Below are 17,159 nucleotides of genomic sequence, written 5' to 3'. Positions count from 1 at the left end.
GGACTTGTATTTTTAAATTTTTATTCTTCCGAATAGGCAAAACGCCTCATCGTGATGGCGTTTACCGGGCAACGCTTGACGCATAGCCCGCACCTGATGCACTTTTCTTCGTCAATAACCATAACGGCATCCCAATCGCCTGGAACGGTACTCTCACCCCTTAAGGCATCAGCAGCCACGACGTTTTTACGGGAGACCATGGAGATACAAGCGTAGGGACAAATATCAATGCAACCTCCGCATAACACGCATTTTTCGTCAATAAATATGTTGAAATGACAGAGCAGGCAGCGTCCCGCTTCCTTAAACGTATTTTTTCTTGATAGTCCCTGTTCAACCTCTGTGTTCAGATTCCACCTTTCTTCCATGGGAAGGGCATCCTGGCTTTGTCTGGGTATGGACTCATAATTGGGAATTCTTTCAGCGGGGGCTTGATCTTTATAGTAAAATTTGTAGCCTTTCCTTTCTTCCCCCGTTAAAAATTTATGGATCGACCTTGCAGCCTTTCTTCCGTCTGCTACGACCTCAATGATATTCCTTGGACCAGTGATACAATCACCTCCTGCAAACACACCCTTTCTGGTGGTCATGAAACTTTCGGGGTCTATAATCGGCATTCCCCAGTGATTGATCTCTATTCCAAACCTTTCTGACAGGAATCCGATGTCCGGTGATTGGCCAATAGCTGCTATGATCATGTCAACAGGTATAATGAAATTGCTTCCTTTTATGGGGATTGGGCGCCGGCGACCTTTTTCGTCTGGTTTGCCCAGCTTGTTTTTTATACATTCGAGGTGTGTCACCTTCAGGTCATGTCCACCGATTATTTTTACGGGAGAAGTCAGATAGTGCATCTTTATGCCTTCTTCCTCTGCCATGCTTACTTCCATTTCTCCGGCCGGCATTTCTTGTAAAGTTCTCCGGTAAATAATAGAAACCGCTCTTGCGCCCAGCCGTAACGATGACCGTGCACAGTCTATAGCGGTAAACCCGCCGCCAATAACCGCTACCTTTTCGGATACGCCTTTTATTATTCCAAGATTTGTATTTTTCGTAAAGGTAACGCCGTGCATTACTCCTTTAAAATCTTCACCGGGAATATCAAGCATCTGCGATTTATGAGCACCCGTGGCAATGTATACGGCGTTATATTCCTTTAACAAGTTATCAAACTTATCATGGGTGTCTATCGGGTTGTTTAAACGGATATCGACACCGAGTTCCTTTATCCAGTTCACAGCATCTTTTATCTTATCGCGAGGCAACCGGTACGGTGGGATACCCACACTTAACATACCCCCGGCGATCGGGAGTGTCTCATACATGACGACATCGTGTCCCTTAAATGCCAGATCATGCGCTGCAGCAAGACCTGATGGACCGGAACCTATTATTGCAACGCGCCTTCCCGTTTTTTCCTTGTGCACTGGTTTTACCGGAGACTTTTTAGAGGCGAATTCTGCCGCGCTCCTTTTCAGCGCGCATATAGAGATGGGTTTATCAATTGCCCCGCGGCGACATGCGGCTTCACAGGGATGAGTGCATACCCTGCCGAGGATATGCGGGAAAAGGTTTGCCATGAAATTGAGGCGCAGAGAGGCATCAAAGTCCCTGTAAACAATGCGTTCTATATAATTCATGGCCGGTGTGTTGACAGGGCATGCGTACTGGCAATTGATGTTCTCCCTGAACCAGTGGTCATTGGCTTTGACTATTTTGTAGTCCACGATCACTATTCCCCCTTTTGATGTTTTTCCCGTTCTATCCGTTTGTCGTTTTCAAATGCCTGTTGAAAGGTGATCCACGTAAAGAACACCAGCAGGATTATCAATCCGGCGATGGGAATATTATCAGGTTTGGTTATAATTGCCCAGACGTTTTCCATGGTTAAATTCCTGAAATTAGGACACAGATCCCGCAGATTAAAAATCTTTGCTAAAAAAGCAGGGTTTTATAAATTTTGTACACAGATCCCACAGATAGAAACTAAATAATCTGTGAAATTTCATAATCCAAAATCTGTGTAATCTGAGAAATCTGTGGTTTTAAACTCTTTTAATAGGTATGAGGCCTCGCCTCGTTAGTTTTTCTTCTATTTATTTATATTCGTGTAAATTCGTGTTCATTCGTGGCTAAACTTATTATAGCGGCCCGGAAATGCCTCCATCCTTGCGGATCCTCCAGAAGTGCACCATCATAAATATGCTGATGATTAAGGGTAACCCGATACAATGCCATACGTATGCCCTTAATAGGGCATTTCCGCCTACCAGTGAACCGCCCAGGAGGGCAAATCTTATATCATTATACGCCGTCATTCCCATTTGTTCCCCAAAAGGTCCTTCATGTCCGAGCAGGGGTGTTGATCTGGCCATGTTCGTACCAACCGTCACAGCCCAGAATCCCAATTGGTCCCAGGTAAGCAGATAGCCGGTAAAACTGAGAAGGAGGGTAAGCACGAGCAGGACGACACCCACACACCAGTTAAATTCCCTCGGTGGTTTATAAGAACCCGTTGCAAATACACGGAACATATGGAACCATACCGTTATGACCATCAGGTGAGCGCTCCAGCGGTGCAGATTTCTCAGGATTGCCCCGAAGGGCACCTGATATTCCAGATCTTTTATATCCCAGTATGCATCATGCACCGTAGGGTGGTAATAAAACATCAATAATACGCCGGTAAACGTGAGTACCAGGAACAGGAAGAAACTGATGCCGCCCATACACCAGGTAAATTTTAACTGGGGTGCATGTCTCTTTACCCTGGCCGGATGCAAGTGCATAAAGACGTTTGAAACGATCTTGAGCATACGGTTTTTCGGCGTGTCGGCAAAGGTATGTCTGAAGATAGACTTCCAAACCTGAGAATTAACCGTTACATCCCTGAGCATGCCGAATAATCCCTTTTCTTTCAGCATGGTTTTGTATTTTGCAAATAACTTTTCCATGTGTCTATTAAGCGTCTTGTAATTACCTGACTCGAACGAGTCGAAACATGTAGCGCGACATTTATGTCGCTGTCATGCGAACCGCAGGGGCGGGGTTACCCCGCCCCTGCCAAGGGTCGTTGCAAAATGTTTTTGTTAAACCTTTAAAAATGCCCCAGGCTTGTCCCATTCGCCGCGTTCTCCTCTGAATCGTACCCCTGCATCAACAACGATTTGTCCGTCAGTGTCCAGAGCAACCTTAAATCTTTCCATGGGCCTCGGAGCGGGGCCTTCAATGTTTATTCCATCAGGTGTGAACCCGCTTCCATGACAGGGGCATTTAAATTTACCCTCTGATGCAAGCCAGTTAGGGGTACAACCAAGATGGGTGCATTTTGCCTCGATTACATAAAGTCTGTTGGCTTCTCTGACGATCCATATCCGGAACTGTTTTTTCAACCTTTCACTTACCCCCGGGGTGTATTGGGATGGATATCCAATTTTATATCTTGTTGGCGGTTCAATAATAGTCCTGGGGAAGAAGAACCTGACAACTGCACCAATTAGCGTTGTGAGAAATATCCCAATAAAACCCCATCCCGTGAAGTACAGGAATTTCCGGCGATTTATTGTGGTTTCTAGATTTTTTGTTGCCTCTACCATGGCACCAATGGATTTACGTGTATGATGCAGATGTGCGCAGAGAGTAAAGTATCTTGAGAAGAAAAACGAAGGTCACAGAAACTCTTATTAATCGTATATTTATTTTGTCTGCGTTTCAATTAAATAAATGAAAATTCCTATACAAATAAATTATGTGGACAAGAAATGCTGTCTAATATTCTATTGATTATTTATTGAATGCTGGTAGTATATTGAAACATAAAAATCCTGTTGGAAATTCGATACATCTGCAATCCGATGCGTTTGGAGGAAGGAGAATACCCGATGGTGGATATATTAGCAAGAGATATTATTCTTATTATTTATATGTTGTGGTTAATCATCACGGGGGTATTAGTCTTTTTTATGCAGGCAGGGTTTGCCTTTTTGGAGAGCGGGCAGGTTCGTTCGAAAAATGCAACCCATGTCTATATGAAGGTCTGCGCAAACATCGGTTTAGGTACACTGGTTTGGTGGTTGTTCGGATTTGCCATTTTTTCCGGTAATTGGAACTATTGCCTTCTAGGGGTAACTGATCCGGGAAATGTGGACAAATTGAATGTATATGGGCATTGGTTTACCATGTGGGGTTTTTGTCTTGTCTCATGCTCCATCGCTTCGGGTTCCATAGCAGAGAGGTTCAGTTTTAAGGCATATCTTATCTATGTGGTTCTCTATTGCGGGTTTATGTATCCATTTTTTGGATGGATGGCATGGTCGGCAGGGCCGTTATTGCGATGGGGCTACGTAGATTATGCGGGTTCTGTGGTGGTGCATTTTCAGGGTGGTCTGACCGCCCTTATCGCTGCAATGATTGTTGGTCCGCGGGTGGAGAAATATGCCCGTACCAGTAAAAAGACATGGCTGTTTGAGTTCGGCCGAGGGGAATGTTATACAATTCCCGGGCACAATGTTTCACAAATGATGCTCGGCGTATTTATATTGTGTGTATGTTTTTATGGGTTTAATGTAGGGTCGGTACTGCTGGGGTCGTTATGTGAACCAACCAGTGCGGTAACAGCGCGGAAGATGATTGATGTCCTCGTCTCTGATTTACCCACGACTACCATCAATGTCACGATGAGCATGGCTGGTGGTATCCTCGGGGCGATGTTTGGGGGGTGGTTAGTGAATAGAAAACCAGACCCGCTCACCACAGGAAATGGGGCAATAGCCGGCATGGTGTCTATCTGTGCTGGTGTTGGCTTTACCCATCCCGGTTTTGCTATTGTTGTGGGTGTGATCAGCGGGGGGATTATTCCACTGGTGGTGAAGTCGCTGGATAAGATTGGGATTGATGACACCGTTGGCACGTGCGGGGTGCATTGCACCGCCGGGGCTATTGGGGGCATTGCAACCGGTGTAATGGGACTTATACGTCCGACCTATCATGGCGTAAGTTGCCACATTGGTATACAGGCCCTGGGTTTTATCATCTGTATTGCTTATGCCTGTCTGTGCTCGATCATTATTTTTGGCGGACTCAAAGCCGTGGGGCTGGGCCGTGTGGATGAGGAAGAAGAGACCATGGGGCTGGACATTTCTGAGCATATGACACCAACCTATCCGGAATTTGTTTCATCCGGCGGTTTAAAAGGATATTAAGATATGATAGCCGTCTTAAAATCGATACCGTTTTTTCCCCTCCTAGCCCTTGTAATACAAGGGCTATTTTTTTCCTTACATGCCTCAGGAGAAATAAACGGGAAAAAATCCTCTATTGGCATTTGGGAAAAACCACGTTATGAACAAGCCAAACAATATATAGAAAATGGGGTAATCGACCGGGCTATACCGGAATTGGAAAAAATAGCCGGGCTTTATCCGGATAACGTGGAAGTTCATGCATATCTCGGATGGGCCTATAGTCAGAAAGGGTTAATTCCTGACTCAGTGGAAGAATTTCAAAAGGTCTTACAGCTAAATCCTAATCTACAAAAAGAAACCTTTGATTATCCGATGGTAAAAGATGTCCCTGCTGTGGTTAAGGAGTTTACTACAAATTTTGAAGACTTGATTGTTTGGATTGACGGATTTTCTGGTGCACATGAAGTACTGGGTTCATGCTATGTGCAACTGGGAAGGTTGCGAGATGCCTTAAACGAGTATAAGAAAGTATTAAATCTGAAATATGGCCACGGTAAAAAAGACCTGGCTGTTGATGGAGAAGAAATAATTTCAGTAATTGACCAGGCCATAAACGAATATGAGGAAGTTTTAAGGTTAAAACCAGATTGTGTGGAAGCCTATATTAAATTAGCATGCGCCCATGCCGGGAAAGGGATGCTGGATATATCCATTACAGATATGAAGAAGGCGATAGCCCTTGAACCTGACAGAATAGATGCACACGTCTACCTTGGTTGTTTTTATGCAATGAAGTGGATGATGGACGAGGCCCTAAATGAGTTGGGTGAGGCAAAAAAGGTCCGAGACTGTATCTTTGAGAATCTCATTACGGAGGGGGAACGTTGCATCAACGATGGAGTGTTTGACAACACAATAGCTGTGGCAAGGGATGCCATCAAGGTATACCCCGGGAATAAGAAGGCATATTGGCTGCTTGCAACCGCATATGGTAAAAAAGGTGAAATGGATAAAGCGATTGAAATATGCAGAGAGATTGTTCGTATGTACCCGGACGACGTTCACGCCTATGTGTTTCTCGGGTGGATTTATGTGCAATGCGACTTGACCGAAGAAGCGAAGGACCTGGTAGAAGGGGCGATTCGCAGAGAACCTGGGAATGCCGAAATCCGGGCGCTGATGGCTTTTCTTTATGCCTCCCAAGATCTGGTAAATGAAGCGATAGCGGTGTGTAACATGATTATTGAATCCGCGGAAAATAATGACATGATAGAAAGTTATGGTTGGATTAAAGGTAGGGTACCTTCGATTGAACAAAAATTCAGGGAGGTAACGGATATTTTAGAAATAAAATCCGATTATACAGAGGCCTATGTGTGCTTAGGGTGGTTACATTCAAAAAATGGAGAACACGAGAAGGCAACCGCTGCATTTAAAAAAGCTGTTGAATTAACGCCAAATTCATATAATGCCCATCGTTATCTGGGGAACCTGTACGTGCAAAGTGGGAAAATAAAAGAAGCGCTGGACGAATATAATAAGGCATTGAATATTCTATCAGGCGTTGCTTTGCAACAATGAGCGGGGGCTAATCCTCATACCAACAAAAACGTTTGGAACCACAGATTTCATAGATAAAAAGCCATTGTAGGGTGCGTCCTACGCACCAAAACAATCCAACGTATGGATGGTGTGTAGGACGCACCCTACACAAGCTGAAAGTAATGATGGATAAGACAGCCTTACTGCTGAAAATATTTTTTAATAAATATTATTGCAGTAGGGCTTTTTTATTTTAATTTTAGCATTTTTAAATAATTTAATAAATATGATAATACGATACAATTTTTGGAGCATCGCAGATGAATCCATTTTTATCAATTAGGAGCAGATTACTTACCTTTGCACTCTGTATCTCGCTTATCCCTATTGCGGTAACTACAACGATATACTACCTCTATGCCAGAAATGCCTTAAAGTATAGGATCTTTGAGGATTTGGGGGCAATTGTAGAGTCAAGAAAGCAGCACGTCCTGTCTTTTATGGAGAGAATTGAGATACGCACGGAAGACTTCAGCACCGACGGGTTCATAAGAAGGTGTTTTGAAACGATTATTTGGAAAGGAAATCCTAAACAGGGTGCAGTAGTTCGCTTAAATAAATATCTCCTAAAGAAAAAGCTGCCGCTCAACCGTCATCTTATAGCAATAGCCCTCGTGGATAAGAATGGCAGAGTGGTCTCATCCACAGATGAGAGGTTAATTGGTAAGGATTTTTCCAGATACGATGTATTTATGCAAGGCATGCGAAAGAGTTATGGTGAAACGAACGTTGGTCAGCTACAATACTTTCCCGACCTCGGTACAAAGTGCACATTGGTCTCAGCCCCAATTATTGCAAAACAAGGGGTTGAAACGCTTGGTGTGATTATCAATGCTTATTCCCTTTCAGCGCTGAATGAGATTACAACTAGCCGTGCCGGAATGGGAGAGACCGGAGAAGTATATCTGGTGAGTAGAGGTAAGTTGATGATTACTCAGTCAAGGTTTATGGATGATTCTGCTCTCAAACAGGTAGTGGACACAGAACCAGTCCGTAAGCTCATTGAAGAGGGAACAACAACGGTTGGTATCTACCGGGATTACAGGGGAAGGCCAGTTGTTGGTGCCTCCGTATATTTACCCAAATATGGCTGGATACTTTTGGCAGAATTAGATAAGGCGGAGTCCTTTGCACCATTAAAGAGATTGGGTCTTGTTGCGTTGTTTTTTGGCGTAGTGAGCACTGTCGCTGTTACCGGCTTAGGAATTTCCTTTGCCGTTTCAACGTCAATTCCCATCAGGGATTTAAAGGATGCCGCGGAGAGATTTGCAGACGGAGACTTAGATTATCGGGTAAAGGTGACCCGCAAGGACGAGATTGGTGTCCTTGCCAGAAGTTTTAATGCTATGGCTGAGGAACTCAAGAGGGTAATCACTGATCACAAGCGTGTCGAGGCGGTGTTGAGGGAATCCGAACAAAGATTTAGAACTATTTTCGACGGTGCAACCGATGGTATACTGATCGCTGATACAGAAACCAAAAGATTCTACACAGGCAATAAAGCGATTTGTCAGATGCTTGGTTACCCTGCCGGAGAAATTAAAAATTTAGGAATCGTGGACACTCACACAAAGGAAGACCTGCCCTTCGTTATAGAACAGTTTAAAAAACAGGCAAAGGGTGAAACTGCATTGGCTAAAGATGTTCCTGTGAAACGAAAGGACGGTAATATTTTCTATGCTGATATTAATACCTCTCTCGTAACTTTTGATGGAAAAACATATCTCATGGGTATCTTTAGGGACGTCACCGAGCGCAAACGGGCAGAGGAGGCATTGCGGAAGAGTCAGGCCAGTCTTGCCAATGCCCAGAGAATCGCCCACCTGGGAAATTGGGAATGGGATATAATAAGAAATGAATTACACTGGTCGGATGAAATTTATCGTATCTTTGGTTTAACTCCTCAGTCATTTGGAGCCACATATGAGGCATTCCTGAATTCTGTTCATCCTGCCGACAGGGAATTTGTAAAAAAATCCGTCAATGAGGCTTTATATGAAAAAAAGCCTTACAGCATCGATCATAGCATAGTTTTGCCGGATGGCTCAGTTTGCATTGTCCACGAACAGGCCGAGGTTCTCTTTGATAATACCGGTAAAGCGATTCAGATGAATGGAACGGTTCAGGACATTACCGAGCGCAAGCGGATAGAGGAAGCGCTGAAGGTACTCAACGACTCTCTGGAACAACGCATAGCAGAACGAACGGCGGCGCTGGTAAAGGCAAACAACGAACTCAAAGTGGAAATTACAGAGCGCAGGCGGGTAGAAGAAGAGCTTCGCAAGTTATTTAACGCTGTTGAACAAAGCTCATGTTCGGTTGTAATTACGGATGTAAGGGGTAACATCGAATACGTAAATCCCAAATTCAGCCGGGTAACAGGTTACGCACCGGAAGAAGTAATCGGGCAAAACCCCCGTATCTTAAAATCCGGCGAGAAACCACCCGAAGAATATAAATATTTATGGGACACTATTACTTCCGGCGGAGAATGGGAAGGAGAATTTCATAACAAGAAAAAAAATGGTGAGCTTTATTGGGAGTATGCATCCATTTCACCTATCAGAAGCCCTGAGGGTGTCATTACCCATTTCGTAGCGATTAAGGAAGATATCACAGAGCGCAAGCGAACAGAGGAAGAATTGAGGAAACAACGCGATCACCTTGAATTTCTTACGAATCGGCTTGCTGCCACCAACAAAGAGTTGGAAGCGTTCTGCTATTCTGTATCGCATGATTTACGCGCGCCGTTGCGGGGCATCGATGGTTTCAGTAAGGCGCTGATGGAAGACTACTCTGACAAGCTGGATGCACAGGGGAAAAACTACCTCCAGCGTGTATGCGCGGCCAGCAACTATATGGGGCAACTTATCGATGACCTGCTGAATCTCTCCCGTATAACCCGCAGCGAAATGATCTGTAAAAAAGTCGACCTGAGTGCGCTGGCGAAGAAGATCGTGTCGGAACTCCTGGAGGCAGAACCGGGACGTCAGGCGGACTTTGTTATTGCTGAAAAATTGGTTGTCGATGGTGATCCGCGATTATTAGGGATAGCGCTTAAGAACTTACTCAGTAATGCATGGAAGTTTACCAGAAAGCGTCCGCGGGCAAGGATAGAACTTGGCGTTAAACCACACGACGGACAAACGGTGTATTTTGTGCGTGACAATGGTGCCGGATTCGACATGGCCTTCGTCAACAAATTATTTGGCGCATTTCAGCGCCTCCACTCAACAACGGAGTTTGAGGGCACCGGCATCGGGTTGGCCACCGTGCAGCGCATTATCCATCGCCACGGCGGTCAGATTTGGGCTGAAGGTGCAGTGGATCAGGGGGCAACGTTCTATTTTACGATTTGAGATTGCAAATTTGGGAGCAATAATTTACAATTTCTGTTAGGAATTTCAAAACAGCTCTGTAGTGGCAATTCATGAATTGCCACTGCACTATTAAAGTTGCCGAATGCCTGATTCAACGACAAGTCATCGTAGGGTGCGTCCTACGCACCAAAACACTCTCCAACGTATGGATGGTGCATAGGACGCACCCTACACAAGCTGTTATAAGGATTCATGCAAAATGTTTCGGTTCAATCGGGGACGATTGAACCAACGAAGATGGTAGGAGCCAACTCCTGTTGGCGACTTGTGGCGCTTGCAATCCGTTGTGATAACCAATCGCCGTCAGGAGACGGCTCCTACCGGTGTGGTTTACCTGCTCGTTCCCAAATTCCGTTTGGGAACGCAATGGGTAAGAAACTCTGTTTTCGGGAAATCAATCGATAAAGTTTCTGGCAGTTAAGCAGTCAAAAGTTGATGCCAACCCCAACCTGATTTATAGCGATATTCGTTGCCAGTCTTGATATGGCAAATGAGCGTAATTATGACAAATCAACAATCTATGAGATCAAATACGCAATCCAAAGTTATCCTGCTTGTAGAAGACAATCCAGACGATGTAGAACTGACACTGCGTGCATTCAGGAAGTACAATATTGCGAATGAGGTGGTAGTGGCAAGTGATGGAGTCGAAGCGCTGGATTATCTCTTCTGCAGGGGTAAGTACGCCGGACGTGACATGAGTAACCAGCCGGAAGTCGTCTTGCTGGATTTGAAACTGCCAAAAGTGGATGGTCTGGAGGTGTTACACCACCTGCGTGCTAATGAACGAACGAAATACCTTCCCGTGGTTATTCTTACTTCGTCGAACGAAGAGCGGGACCTGATAAATGGTTACAAGCTCGGCGCTAACAGTTACATTCAAAAACCGGTGGATTTTACCCAATTCTCCGAGGCTGTGGGGCGGTTAGGGGTTTATTGGCTTCTCCTGAACAAATCTCCGATTAATACAGGAGGAAGGCATTAAATGAAAAAACCACTCCGCGTATTGATTGTGGATGATTCAATGGACGACATTGAATTGATGCTTCGTGAACTGCGGCGCGGAGGTTATGAGCCGGCATTTGAGCGAGTTGAAACAGCCTCAGCTATGAAGATGATGCTCGAAAAACAGGAATGGGATATCGTCCTTGCAGACCATTACATGCCGTTCTTTAGTGCAATTGGGGCTCTGACGCAGTTAAAGCTCAGCGGACTAGACATTCCATTTATTATCGTTTCCGGTTCTATAGGAGAGGATCTTGCTGTTTCTGCAATGAAGGCCGGTGCTCATGATTATATTATGAAGGACAATCTGGCACGACTGGTTCCGGCCATTGAGCGGGAATTGATCGAAGTGGAGGAACGGCGGAAGCGCAGGCAGGCAGAAGAGGCGTTGCGGAAAAGCGAAGCCAGCCTTGCCAATGCACAAAGAATTGCTCACCTGGGAAATTGGGAATGGGACACCGTGAAAAATGAATTGTATTGGTCTGATGAGGTTTATCGCATCTTTGGTTTCGCTCCACAGTCATTTTGTCCGACATATGAGGCGTTCCTGAATGCCGTTCATCATGATGAGAGAGAATTGGTCGAGAAATTTTTTCATGATGCCTTATACGAAAGAAAATTTAACAATATTGACCACCGTATAGTTTTACCAGACGGTACGGTGCATATTGTTTATGAACAGGCTGAAGTTATTTTTGATAATACTGGCAAGGCTATTAAAATGAGTGGAGTAGTCCAGGACATTACCGAGCGCAAACAACTTGAGAAAGAACTGCGGTCGCTGAATGAGTCTCTGGAACAACATGTGGCAGAGCGAACTGCGGCACTGGTGAAGGCAAACGAAGGACTGCGGGTGGAGATCGAAGAGCGCAAGCGGGTAGAGGAAAAAATCAAACATATGGCTTTTCACGACACCCTTACTTCATTACCTAATCGGCTATTATTTAACGACCGCCTGACACTGTCGCTGGCACACGTACATCGTACGAATGAGAAACTTGCCGTGATGTTTCTGGATCTGGACAGATTCAAAAGCATAAATGATACGCTTGGGCATAGTGTGGGGGATCTGCTACTTCATGAAATCGCTAACAGACTGAGAAGATGTATACGAGAAGAAGATACCGTTGCCCGCTTTGCAGGCGATGAATTTACTTTGTTATTGTTAGGAATTAATGAATCGGAAGATGTAAGCAATATTGCCAGAAAAATCCTCGATACTATCCAGCAGCCTTTGATGATCAGAGAACATGAACTCTATATTAGTACGAGCATTGGAATTGCCATATATCCCAATGATGGCGCAGATGCAGAAACCTTGCTGAAGAACGCCGATACCGCTATGTATCATGCCAAGGAACAGGGGAGAAATAATTATCAATTCTATACTGAAGCCATGCATGCTGCATCCTTTGAAAAGATGATTATGGAAAGGAATCTCCGCCGAGCGCTGGACCGCGGGGAATTTGTGGTATACTACCAACCGCTGGTGAATATCGGCACTGGTCAGATCGTTGGTATGGAAGCCCTCGTGCGTTGGCGGCATCCTGATCGGGGTCTGATTACCCCTGAAGAATTCCTCGCCTTATCAGAAAATACCAGGCTGATCGTTTTCATCGATGAATTGGTGTTATATACCGTCTGTGTACAATGCAAGGCCTGGCAGGATGCAGGATTTCAACCTCTGTGCATAGCGGTGAACCTTTCGGCGCATACATTCCAGCAACCCAATCTGGTAGAGACCGTTATGTCGGCACTGCAAAAAACTGGCCTGGATCCGCATTTTCTGGGTTTGGAAATCACCGAGAGTATTGCTATGCAAGATATAGAAGCTACTATTCATAAATTGAGCAAGCTGAGCGATCTGGGCGTTCAAATCGCCATCGATGATTTTGGCACAGGCTTTTCTTCTTTGTATTATCTCAAGAAATTTCCTGTTAAGAAGCTTAAAATTAGTCAGCATTTCGTAAACGGTATTGTGACCGACCAAAATGACAAGGTGATCGTGGAATCAGTAATCGCCCTGGCACAAAGTCTGAAATTTAAGGTTGTTGCCGAAGGAGTTGAGACGGAAGAACAGCTCATCTTTCTTAAGCAAAGACAATGTGACGAGATGCAGGGATATTTGTTCTGCGAGCCTTTGCCAGCTGAGGAGTTTGGGAAAATACCGACGCAGGATAAACAGTTGTGTGGCTTGTGGTAAGAGAAGGTTGTGATGGTTTTCATTATTTCTTTTGCTTCTTGAGCTGCTTCAGGAGGTTTGTTTTAAAGAAGCCTTTCTTTTTTCTCTGTCTTTTTGTTTACCCTCCTGAACCGCTGCATTTTCTTGTTCCTTCTCTCTTTTACCTTGCAACGTTAAGATCGTGGGTGGTATTGTCGATGTATGGCTTTGAGGTGTTGTTTGCTAACGTGGGTATAGATTTGGGTGGTGGAGACATTGACATGTCCCAGCATTTCTTGTACTGAACGAAGATCGGCACCATTTTCCAGGAGGTGGGTAGCAAATGAGTGTCTCAGCTTGTGTGGTGAGATGTGCCCATGGATACCGGCTTTTAAGGCACAATTTTTAACAATGACCCATACATTCTCCCTCCGGAGGGGCCTTCCTGCCTTTGAAAGAAATAAATAAGTGCTATCCTGACTGTTTTTTATCTTTGGCCTGGCGGTTTTTACATACGTTTGAATGGCATCGATTGCCTTTGTCCCAAGGGGTACGATGCGCTCCTTTGCGCCTTTGCCTCTGCACTTTACATAACTGTATTCGAGGTTAATACAGTTCATCTGAATTGCAACGACCTCTGACACCCTTGCACCGGTAGCATACAAAAGTTCAAGAATGGCCTTGTTTCTCATCCCTAATTTCGTTTTTGTATCGGGGATTGAAAGGAGATCGTCGATCTTATGGACGGGGATCACTTCTGGCAATCTCTTCCAGAGCTTTGGTGAATCGATCACCGTAAAAGGATTTCGCTGTAATTTCCCCTCCGAGAGGAGAAATTTGTATAACATACGGATGGCCACAATGGTGCGGGCGATGGAGTTGGTGGAGAGGCCGCGCTTTTTTTCAGAAATAATGAAGCTGGTGATCGTATCAGGACGAACGCTGCTAAAGTCCGATATGTTTTTAGAAAGCAGAAAAGTGGTAAATATTTGCAGGTCATGGCTGTAACTGAGGATAGTATTCTTAGATAAACCGCATTCAACGAGGAGGTAGTTTATAAATGATTCAATAAGGTCGTCCAGGATATTTGCTTCGGACATAACTTTATTAGTTCATAATTATATAACCTTGCATAAATATAGCTACAATGTACCCGGGCAGGCCTCTCGCATGAAATCTGAACCAGCCAAGAGAATAAACAGGCCACTCCTACGGGGTTAATCATCTGTAGGGGATATAATCTACCTACAAACAGTATGCTTCTGACGGAGCTAAAAGAATAATTCGCTTGTAAAAGTCCCGTAGGTACGAACTGTTTGTAGTAACTTTGTGTCCGATGTGACAGTCAAGGATATATCCAATAGTATTATCAATTTCTTTCAACCCTAACAGGATTATAATAAGATAGCCCAGGGCAACGCCCTGGGAAGGAGAAATAAACAGGAATTAACCCTGAAAGGGTTACATAAGAGTATATTAATCCCAGAGGTATTGTTCATCATATTTCACCTGATATTTATTCAAAAACTCTAAGAATTCTTCCTGAAATGTTTTATTTTTGTGATACTTTTTTGATTAATCAAAGATTGTCTATCTTTAGTGCAAAATATAATGTGAACGAGAATATTTGTTAACGACTGAAACATGATCTTCCATCCGTTGTTATTACGCTCCTTCAGAGCTTAAAGATATTGTTATACTCTTACTCAGGGCGTTGCCCTGGGCTTTCATATGCAAGCCCTTTGGGCTTTTACCTAAGTTGAACGCCCATTCCTTTTATTTTTTTGCCTTCAAGCCCAATCTTTTTTCTATGAGCCGATTATGCATTTGATAAACAGATGACCATTCGGTAAAATCCATATCATCTCCGAGCTTGCTTTCACTGAATTTCTTAAAGAAAACCGATGATTTCATCGCTTTAAATCAGCTTTGCACCAACCGGTTTTCTCCAAATAGAGTAACATCTTTATGTTTTGTATACGCAAGACTAATTGTTTTTCTTTATAAAATGAAATTCCCTATACAATCAGGTTTACAAACGCCCGGATCTCAAAACCCCTATTGCCAGTCCCAATCCAAGAATGCCCGCAAAGACAAATCCAAGAATGCCCAGTACCGGGAAGCCGTATACCATGGGGCCTCTATTGGCCATAATAATAAGGGAAGAGCCGATAATCAGGGCGGAGATAACCAGGCTAAATGAAATCCGATTACTGGATTTGTCCATCTCGGATATGAATTTTGAGAGTCCCTGGTGCTCGAATTCGATCTTTAGGGTTCCCATCTTTATCTTTTTTACAATTTCATACGCATCTTTTGGGATTATTTTAAGGATATCCAATAATTCCGAGGAGTAAAGGGTCATGTCCTTGAATATGCGTTTCGGGTCGTATCTTTCATGTACAAGCCTTTCCACTAAAGGTCGGGTATGGGCGATAGTATTAAATTCAGGGTCTAACTGTCTGGCAACACCGTCCATGGTAGCAATGGCCTTGAACAGAACATGAAATTGTGGGGGTATCTTTAGTTTATGTCGTGTCATCAAATCAACGGCTTGGGGCAATATCGTGGATATTTCTACCTGTTTTAATGGAACATCGGAGTACCGCTCAACAAAATCGCTAATATCATGTTTGAACTCCCGTATGGATACTTCCTCAGTGAAGGCACCAAGCATTTCCAATGCCTTTACAACACCATTTATGTTTCTATTGGATACAGCAATCAAAAGGTTTACTATGGCGTCACGTGCCTCTTCATCCAGCCTGCCTACAATCCCAAAATCGATAAAAGCAGCGGCATTGTCGGGAAGGATGAAGATATTCCCCGGGTGAGGATCTGCATGAAAGAATCCGTCAATAAATATTTGTTGCAGGACGGCATTTGCACCATTTGCGGCAACGGCCCTTTTTTCTTCTTCAGGATGGGGCTGGGTCAGGTAATCATTCATCCTGATACCTTTAATTTCCTCTGTAGTGACGACCTTTGGTTTGGTATAATCCCAAAAGACCCTGGGGATATGAATGGTTGTGCTATCTCTAAAATTTTTGCGAAATCTGTCGATATTGTGGGCCTCGTGGGTAAAATCAATTTCCTTCATAATAGTCTTTGAAAATTCATTGACAATGCTAACAGGGTCGTAGACCTTGAGTTCCTCCATATACCGACTGGCCAATTGGGCAAGGGTGTAAAGGATATCAATATCCGTTTCGATCATTTTACGGATATCGGGGCGCTGCACCTTCACAACCACTTCTTCATCCGTTTTGAGTCGTGCCCGATGCGCTTGCCCTAACGATGCTGAAGCAAAAGGAGCTGGGTCAAATTCGGAAAATAATTCTTCAGGGTATCTCCCAAAGGATTCCTTTATCTGCTTTCTGACGTCTTCGTAACCAAAGGGAGGGACACGGTCCTGGAGTTTGCTCAGTTCATTGCAAAGGTCTAAAGGAATCAGGTCCGGTCGAACACTCAGGATTTGTCCAAATTTTATAAATGTGGGACCGAGGTCTTCCAATACCTTCCGGAGTCGGACGGCCCGGGATTCCAGAGGTTCTGTAAAGCGGCGTAATATCCGGGTTTTGATAATGCCCCTGCCGATAACATACTCTTCTAAATGAAGTTGTTGGATGGCAAAACCAAAACCATGTTTGGTTAATATCCTCAGAATTTGGTTAAGGCGGCGTATATCACGGATCTTCTGGCCTATTTTTCGGAGTCGCATGTATTACTCGTTTCCAAAGCCTGGCAAATGAAAACAGACAGGTTTTCTAATAAATACCAAATTCCAAATTTCAAATAAATTGCAAATTACAAAGTCAAATGATCAAA

At 44.1% G+C, this 17,159-nt stretch carries 11 protein-coding genes; 6 read left to right on the top strand and 5 right to left on the bottom strand.

Annotated features, from left to right (window positions below; translation table 11 throughout):
* Nucleotides 1–20 precede the first annotated feature (20 nt).
* The 3 genes from E3K36_12530 to E3K36_12520 all read right to left on the bottom strand — a co-directional run bounded on the left by E3K36_12530 (nt 21) and on the right by E3K36_12520 (nt 3,596).
* Nucleotides 21–1,727 carry a 4Fe-4S dicluster domain-containing protein gene (locus E3K36_12530; protein MCF6156042.1) on the bottom strand — a complete coding sequence of 569 codons (1,707 nt, stop codon included), beginning with the start codon at nt 1,725–1,727 and terminating at the stop codon, nt 21–23.
* A gap of 414 nt (nt 1,728–2,141) precedes the next feature.
* Complete coding sequence (locus E3K36_12525; GenBank protein MCF6156041.1) at nt 2,142–2,924, bottom strand: DUF4405 domain-containing protein; 783 nt, start codon at nt 2,922–2,924, stop codon at nt 2,142–2,144.
* Nucleotides 2,925–3,089: 165 nt separating this feature from the next.
* Nucleotides 3,090–3,596: a Rieske (2Fe-2S) protein gene (locus E3K36_12520; GenBank protein MCF6156040.1), complete on the bottom strand. Its 507-nt coding sequence runs from the start codon at nt 3,594–3,596 to the stop codon at nt 3,090–3,092.
* Nucleotides 3,597–3,854: 258 nt separating this feature from the next.
* On the opposite strand from E3K36_12520, the gene E3K36_12515 reads away from it, so the two are divergent.
* The 6 genes from E3K36_12515 to E3K36_12490 all read left to right on the top strand — a co-directional run bounded on the left by E3K36_12515 (nt 3,855) and on the right by E3K36_12490 (nt 13,373).
* Nucleotides 3,855–5,201, top strand: coding sequence for a hypothetical protein (locus E3K36_12515; GenBank protein ID MCF6156039.1), 1,347 nt, complete (start codon nt 3,855–3,857; stop codon nt 5,199–5,201).
* A 3-nt stretch (nt 5,202–5,204) separates the two neighbouring features.
* Entirely contained in the window at nt 5,205–6,764 is a 1,560-nt protein-coding gene (locus E3K36_12510) for a tetratricopeptide repeat protein (GenBank protein MCF6156038.1), read from the top strand.
* 281 nt (nt 6,765–7,045) lie between these two features.
* Nucleotides 7,046–10,144, top strand: coding sequence for a PAS domain S-box protein (locus E3K36_12505; protein MCF6156037.1), 3,099 nt, complete (start codon nt 7,046–7,048; stop codon nt 10,142–10,144).
* A gap of 213 nt (nt 10,145–10,357) precedes the next feature.
* Complete coding sequence (locus E3K36_12500) at nt 10,358–10,570, top strand: hypothetical protein (protein ID MCF6156036.1); 213 nt, start codon at nt 10,358–10,360, stop codon at nt 10,568–10,570.
* 115 nt (nt 10,571–10,685) lie between these two features.
* Nucleotides 10,686–11,150, top strand: coding sequence for a response regulator (locus E3K36_12495; GenBank protein ID MCF6156035.1), 465 nt, complete (start codon nt 10,686–10,688; stop codon nt 11,148–11,150).
* Nucleotides 11,151–13,373 carry an EAL domain-containing protein gene (locus tag E3K36_12490; GenBank protein ID MCF6156034.1) on the top strand — a complete coding sequence of 741 codons (2,223 nt, stop codon included), beginning with the start codon at nt 11,151–11,153 and terminating at the stop codon, nt 13,371–13,373.
* Nucleotides 13,374–13,525: 152 nt separating this feature from the next.
* Here E3K36_12490 and xerD read toward each other — a convergent pair whose 3' ends face one another.
* Nucleotides 13,526–14,431, bottom strand: a complete 906-nt coding sequence (gene xerD / locus E3K36_12485) for a site-specific tyrosine recombinase XerD (GenBank protein MCF6156033.1) — start codon at nt 14,429–14,431, stop codon at nt 13,526–13,528.
* 932 nt (nt 14,432–15,363) lie between these two features.
* Nucleotides 15,364–17,052 (bottom strand): AarF/ABC1/UbiB kinase family protein, encoded by a 1,689-nt coding sequence (locus tag E3K36_12480; protein ID MCF6156032.1) that lies wholly within the window; start codon nt 17,050–17,052, stop codon nt 15,364–15,366.
* Nucleotides 17,053–17,159 lie beyond the last annotated feature (107 nt).

This window comes from Candidatus Brocadia sp., assembly GCA_021646415.1.
Taxonomy (GTDB): Bacteria; Planctomycetota; Brocadiia; order Brocadiales; family Brocadiaceae; genus Brocadia.
The sequence above is the reverse complement of the archived record's forward strand: the minus strand, read 5'-3'. Positions and strand labels throughout refer to the sequence as shown.

Bases quoted from the DNA above. Each gene is read 5' to 3' on its own strand.
- E3K36_12525 (MCF6156041.1), bottom strand. From the start codon at position 2,924: ATGCTGAAAGAAAAGGGATTATTCGGCATGCTCAGGGATGTAACGGTT.
- E3K36_12520 (MCF6156040.1), bottom strand. From the start codon at position 3,596: ATGGTAGAGGCAACAAAAAATCTAGAAACCACAATAAATCGCCGGAAA.
- E3K36_12515 (MCF6156039.1), top strand. From the start codon at position 3,855: ATGCGTTTGGAGGAAGGAGAATACCCGATGGTGGATATATTAGCAAGA.
- E3K36_12510 (MCF6156038.1), top strand. From the start codon at position 5,205: ATGATAGCCGTCTTAAAATCGATACCGTTTTTTCCCCTCCTAGCCCTT.
- E3K36_12505 (MCF6156037.1), top strand. From the start codon at position 7,046: ATGAATCCATTTTTATCAATTAGGAGCAGATTACTTACCTTTGCACTC.
- E3K36_12500 (MCF6156036.1), top strand. From the start codon at position 10,358: ATGCAAAATGTTTCGGTTCAATCGGGGACGATTGAACCAACGAAGATG.
- E3K36_12495 (MCF6156035.1), top strand. From the start codon at position 10,686: ATGAGATCAAATACGCAATCCAAAGTTATCCTGCTTGTAGAAGACAAT.
- E3K36_12490 (MCF6156034.1), top strand. From the start codon at position 11,151: ATGAAAAAACCACTCCGCGTATTGATTGTGGATGATTCAATGGACGAC.
- xerD (MCF6156033.1), bottom strand. From the start codon at position 14,431: ATGTCCGAAGCAAATATCCTGGACGACCTTATTGAATCATTTATAAAC.
- E3K36_12480 (MCF6156032.1), bottom strand. From the start codon at position 17,052: ATGCGACTCCGAAAAATAGGCCAGAAGATCCGTGATATACGCCGCCTT.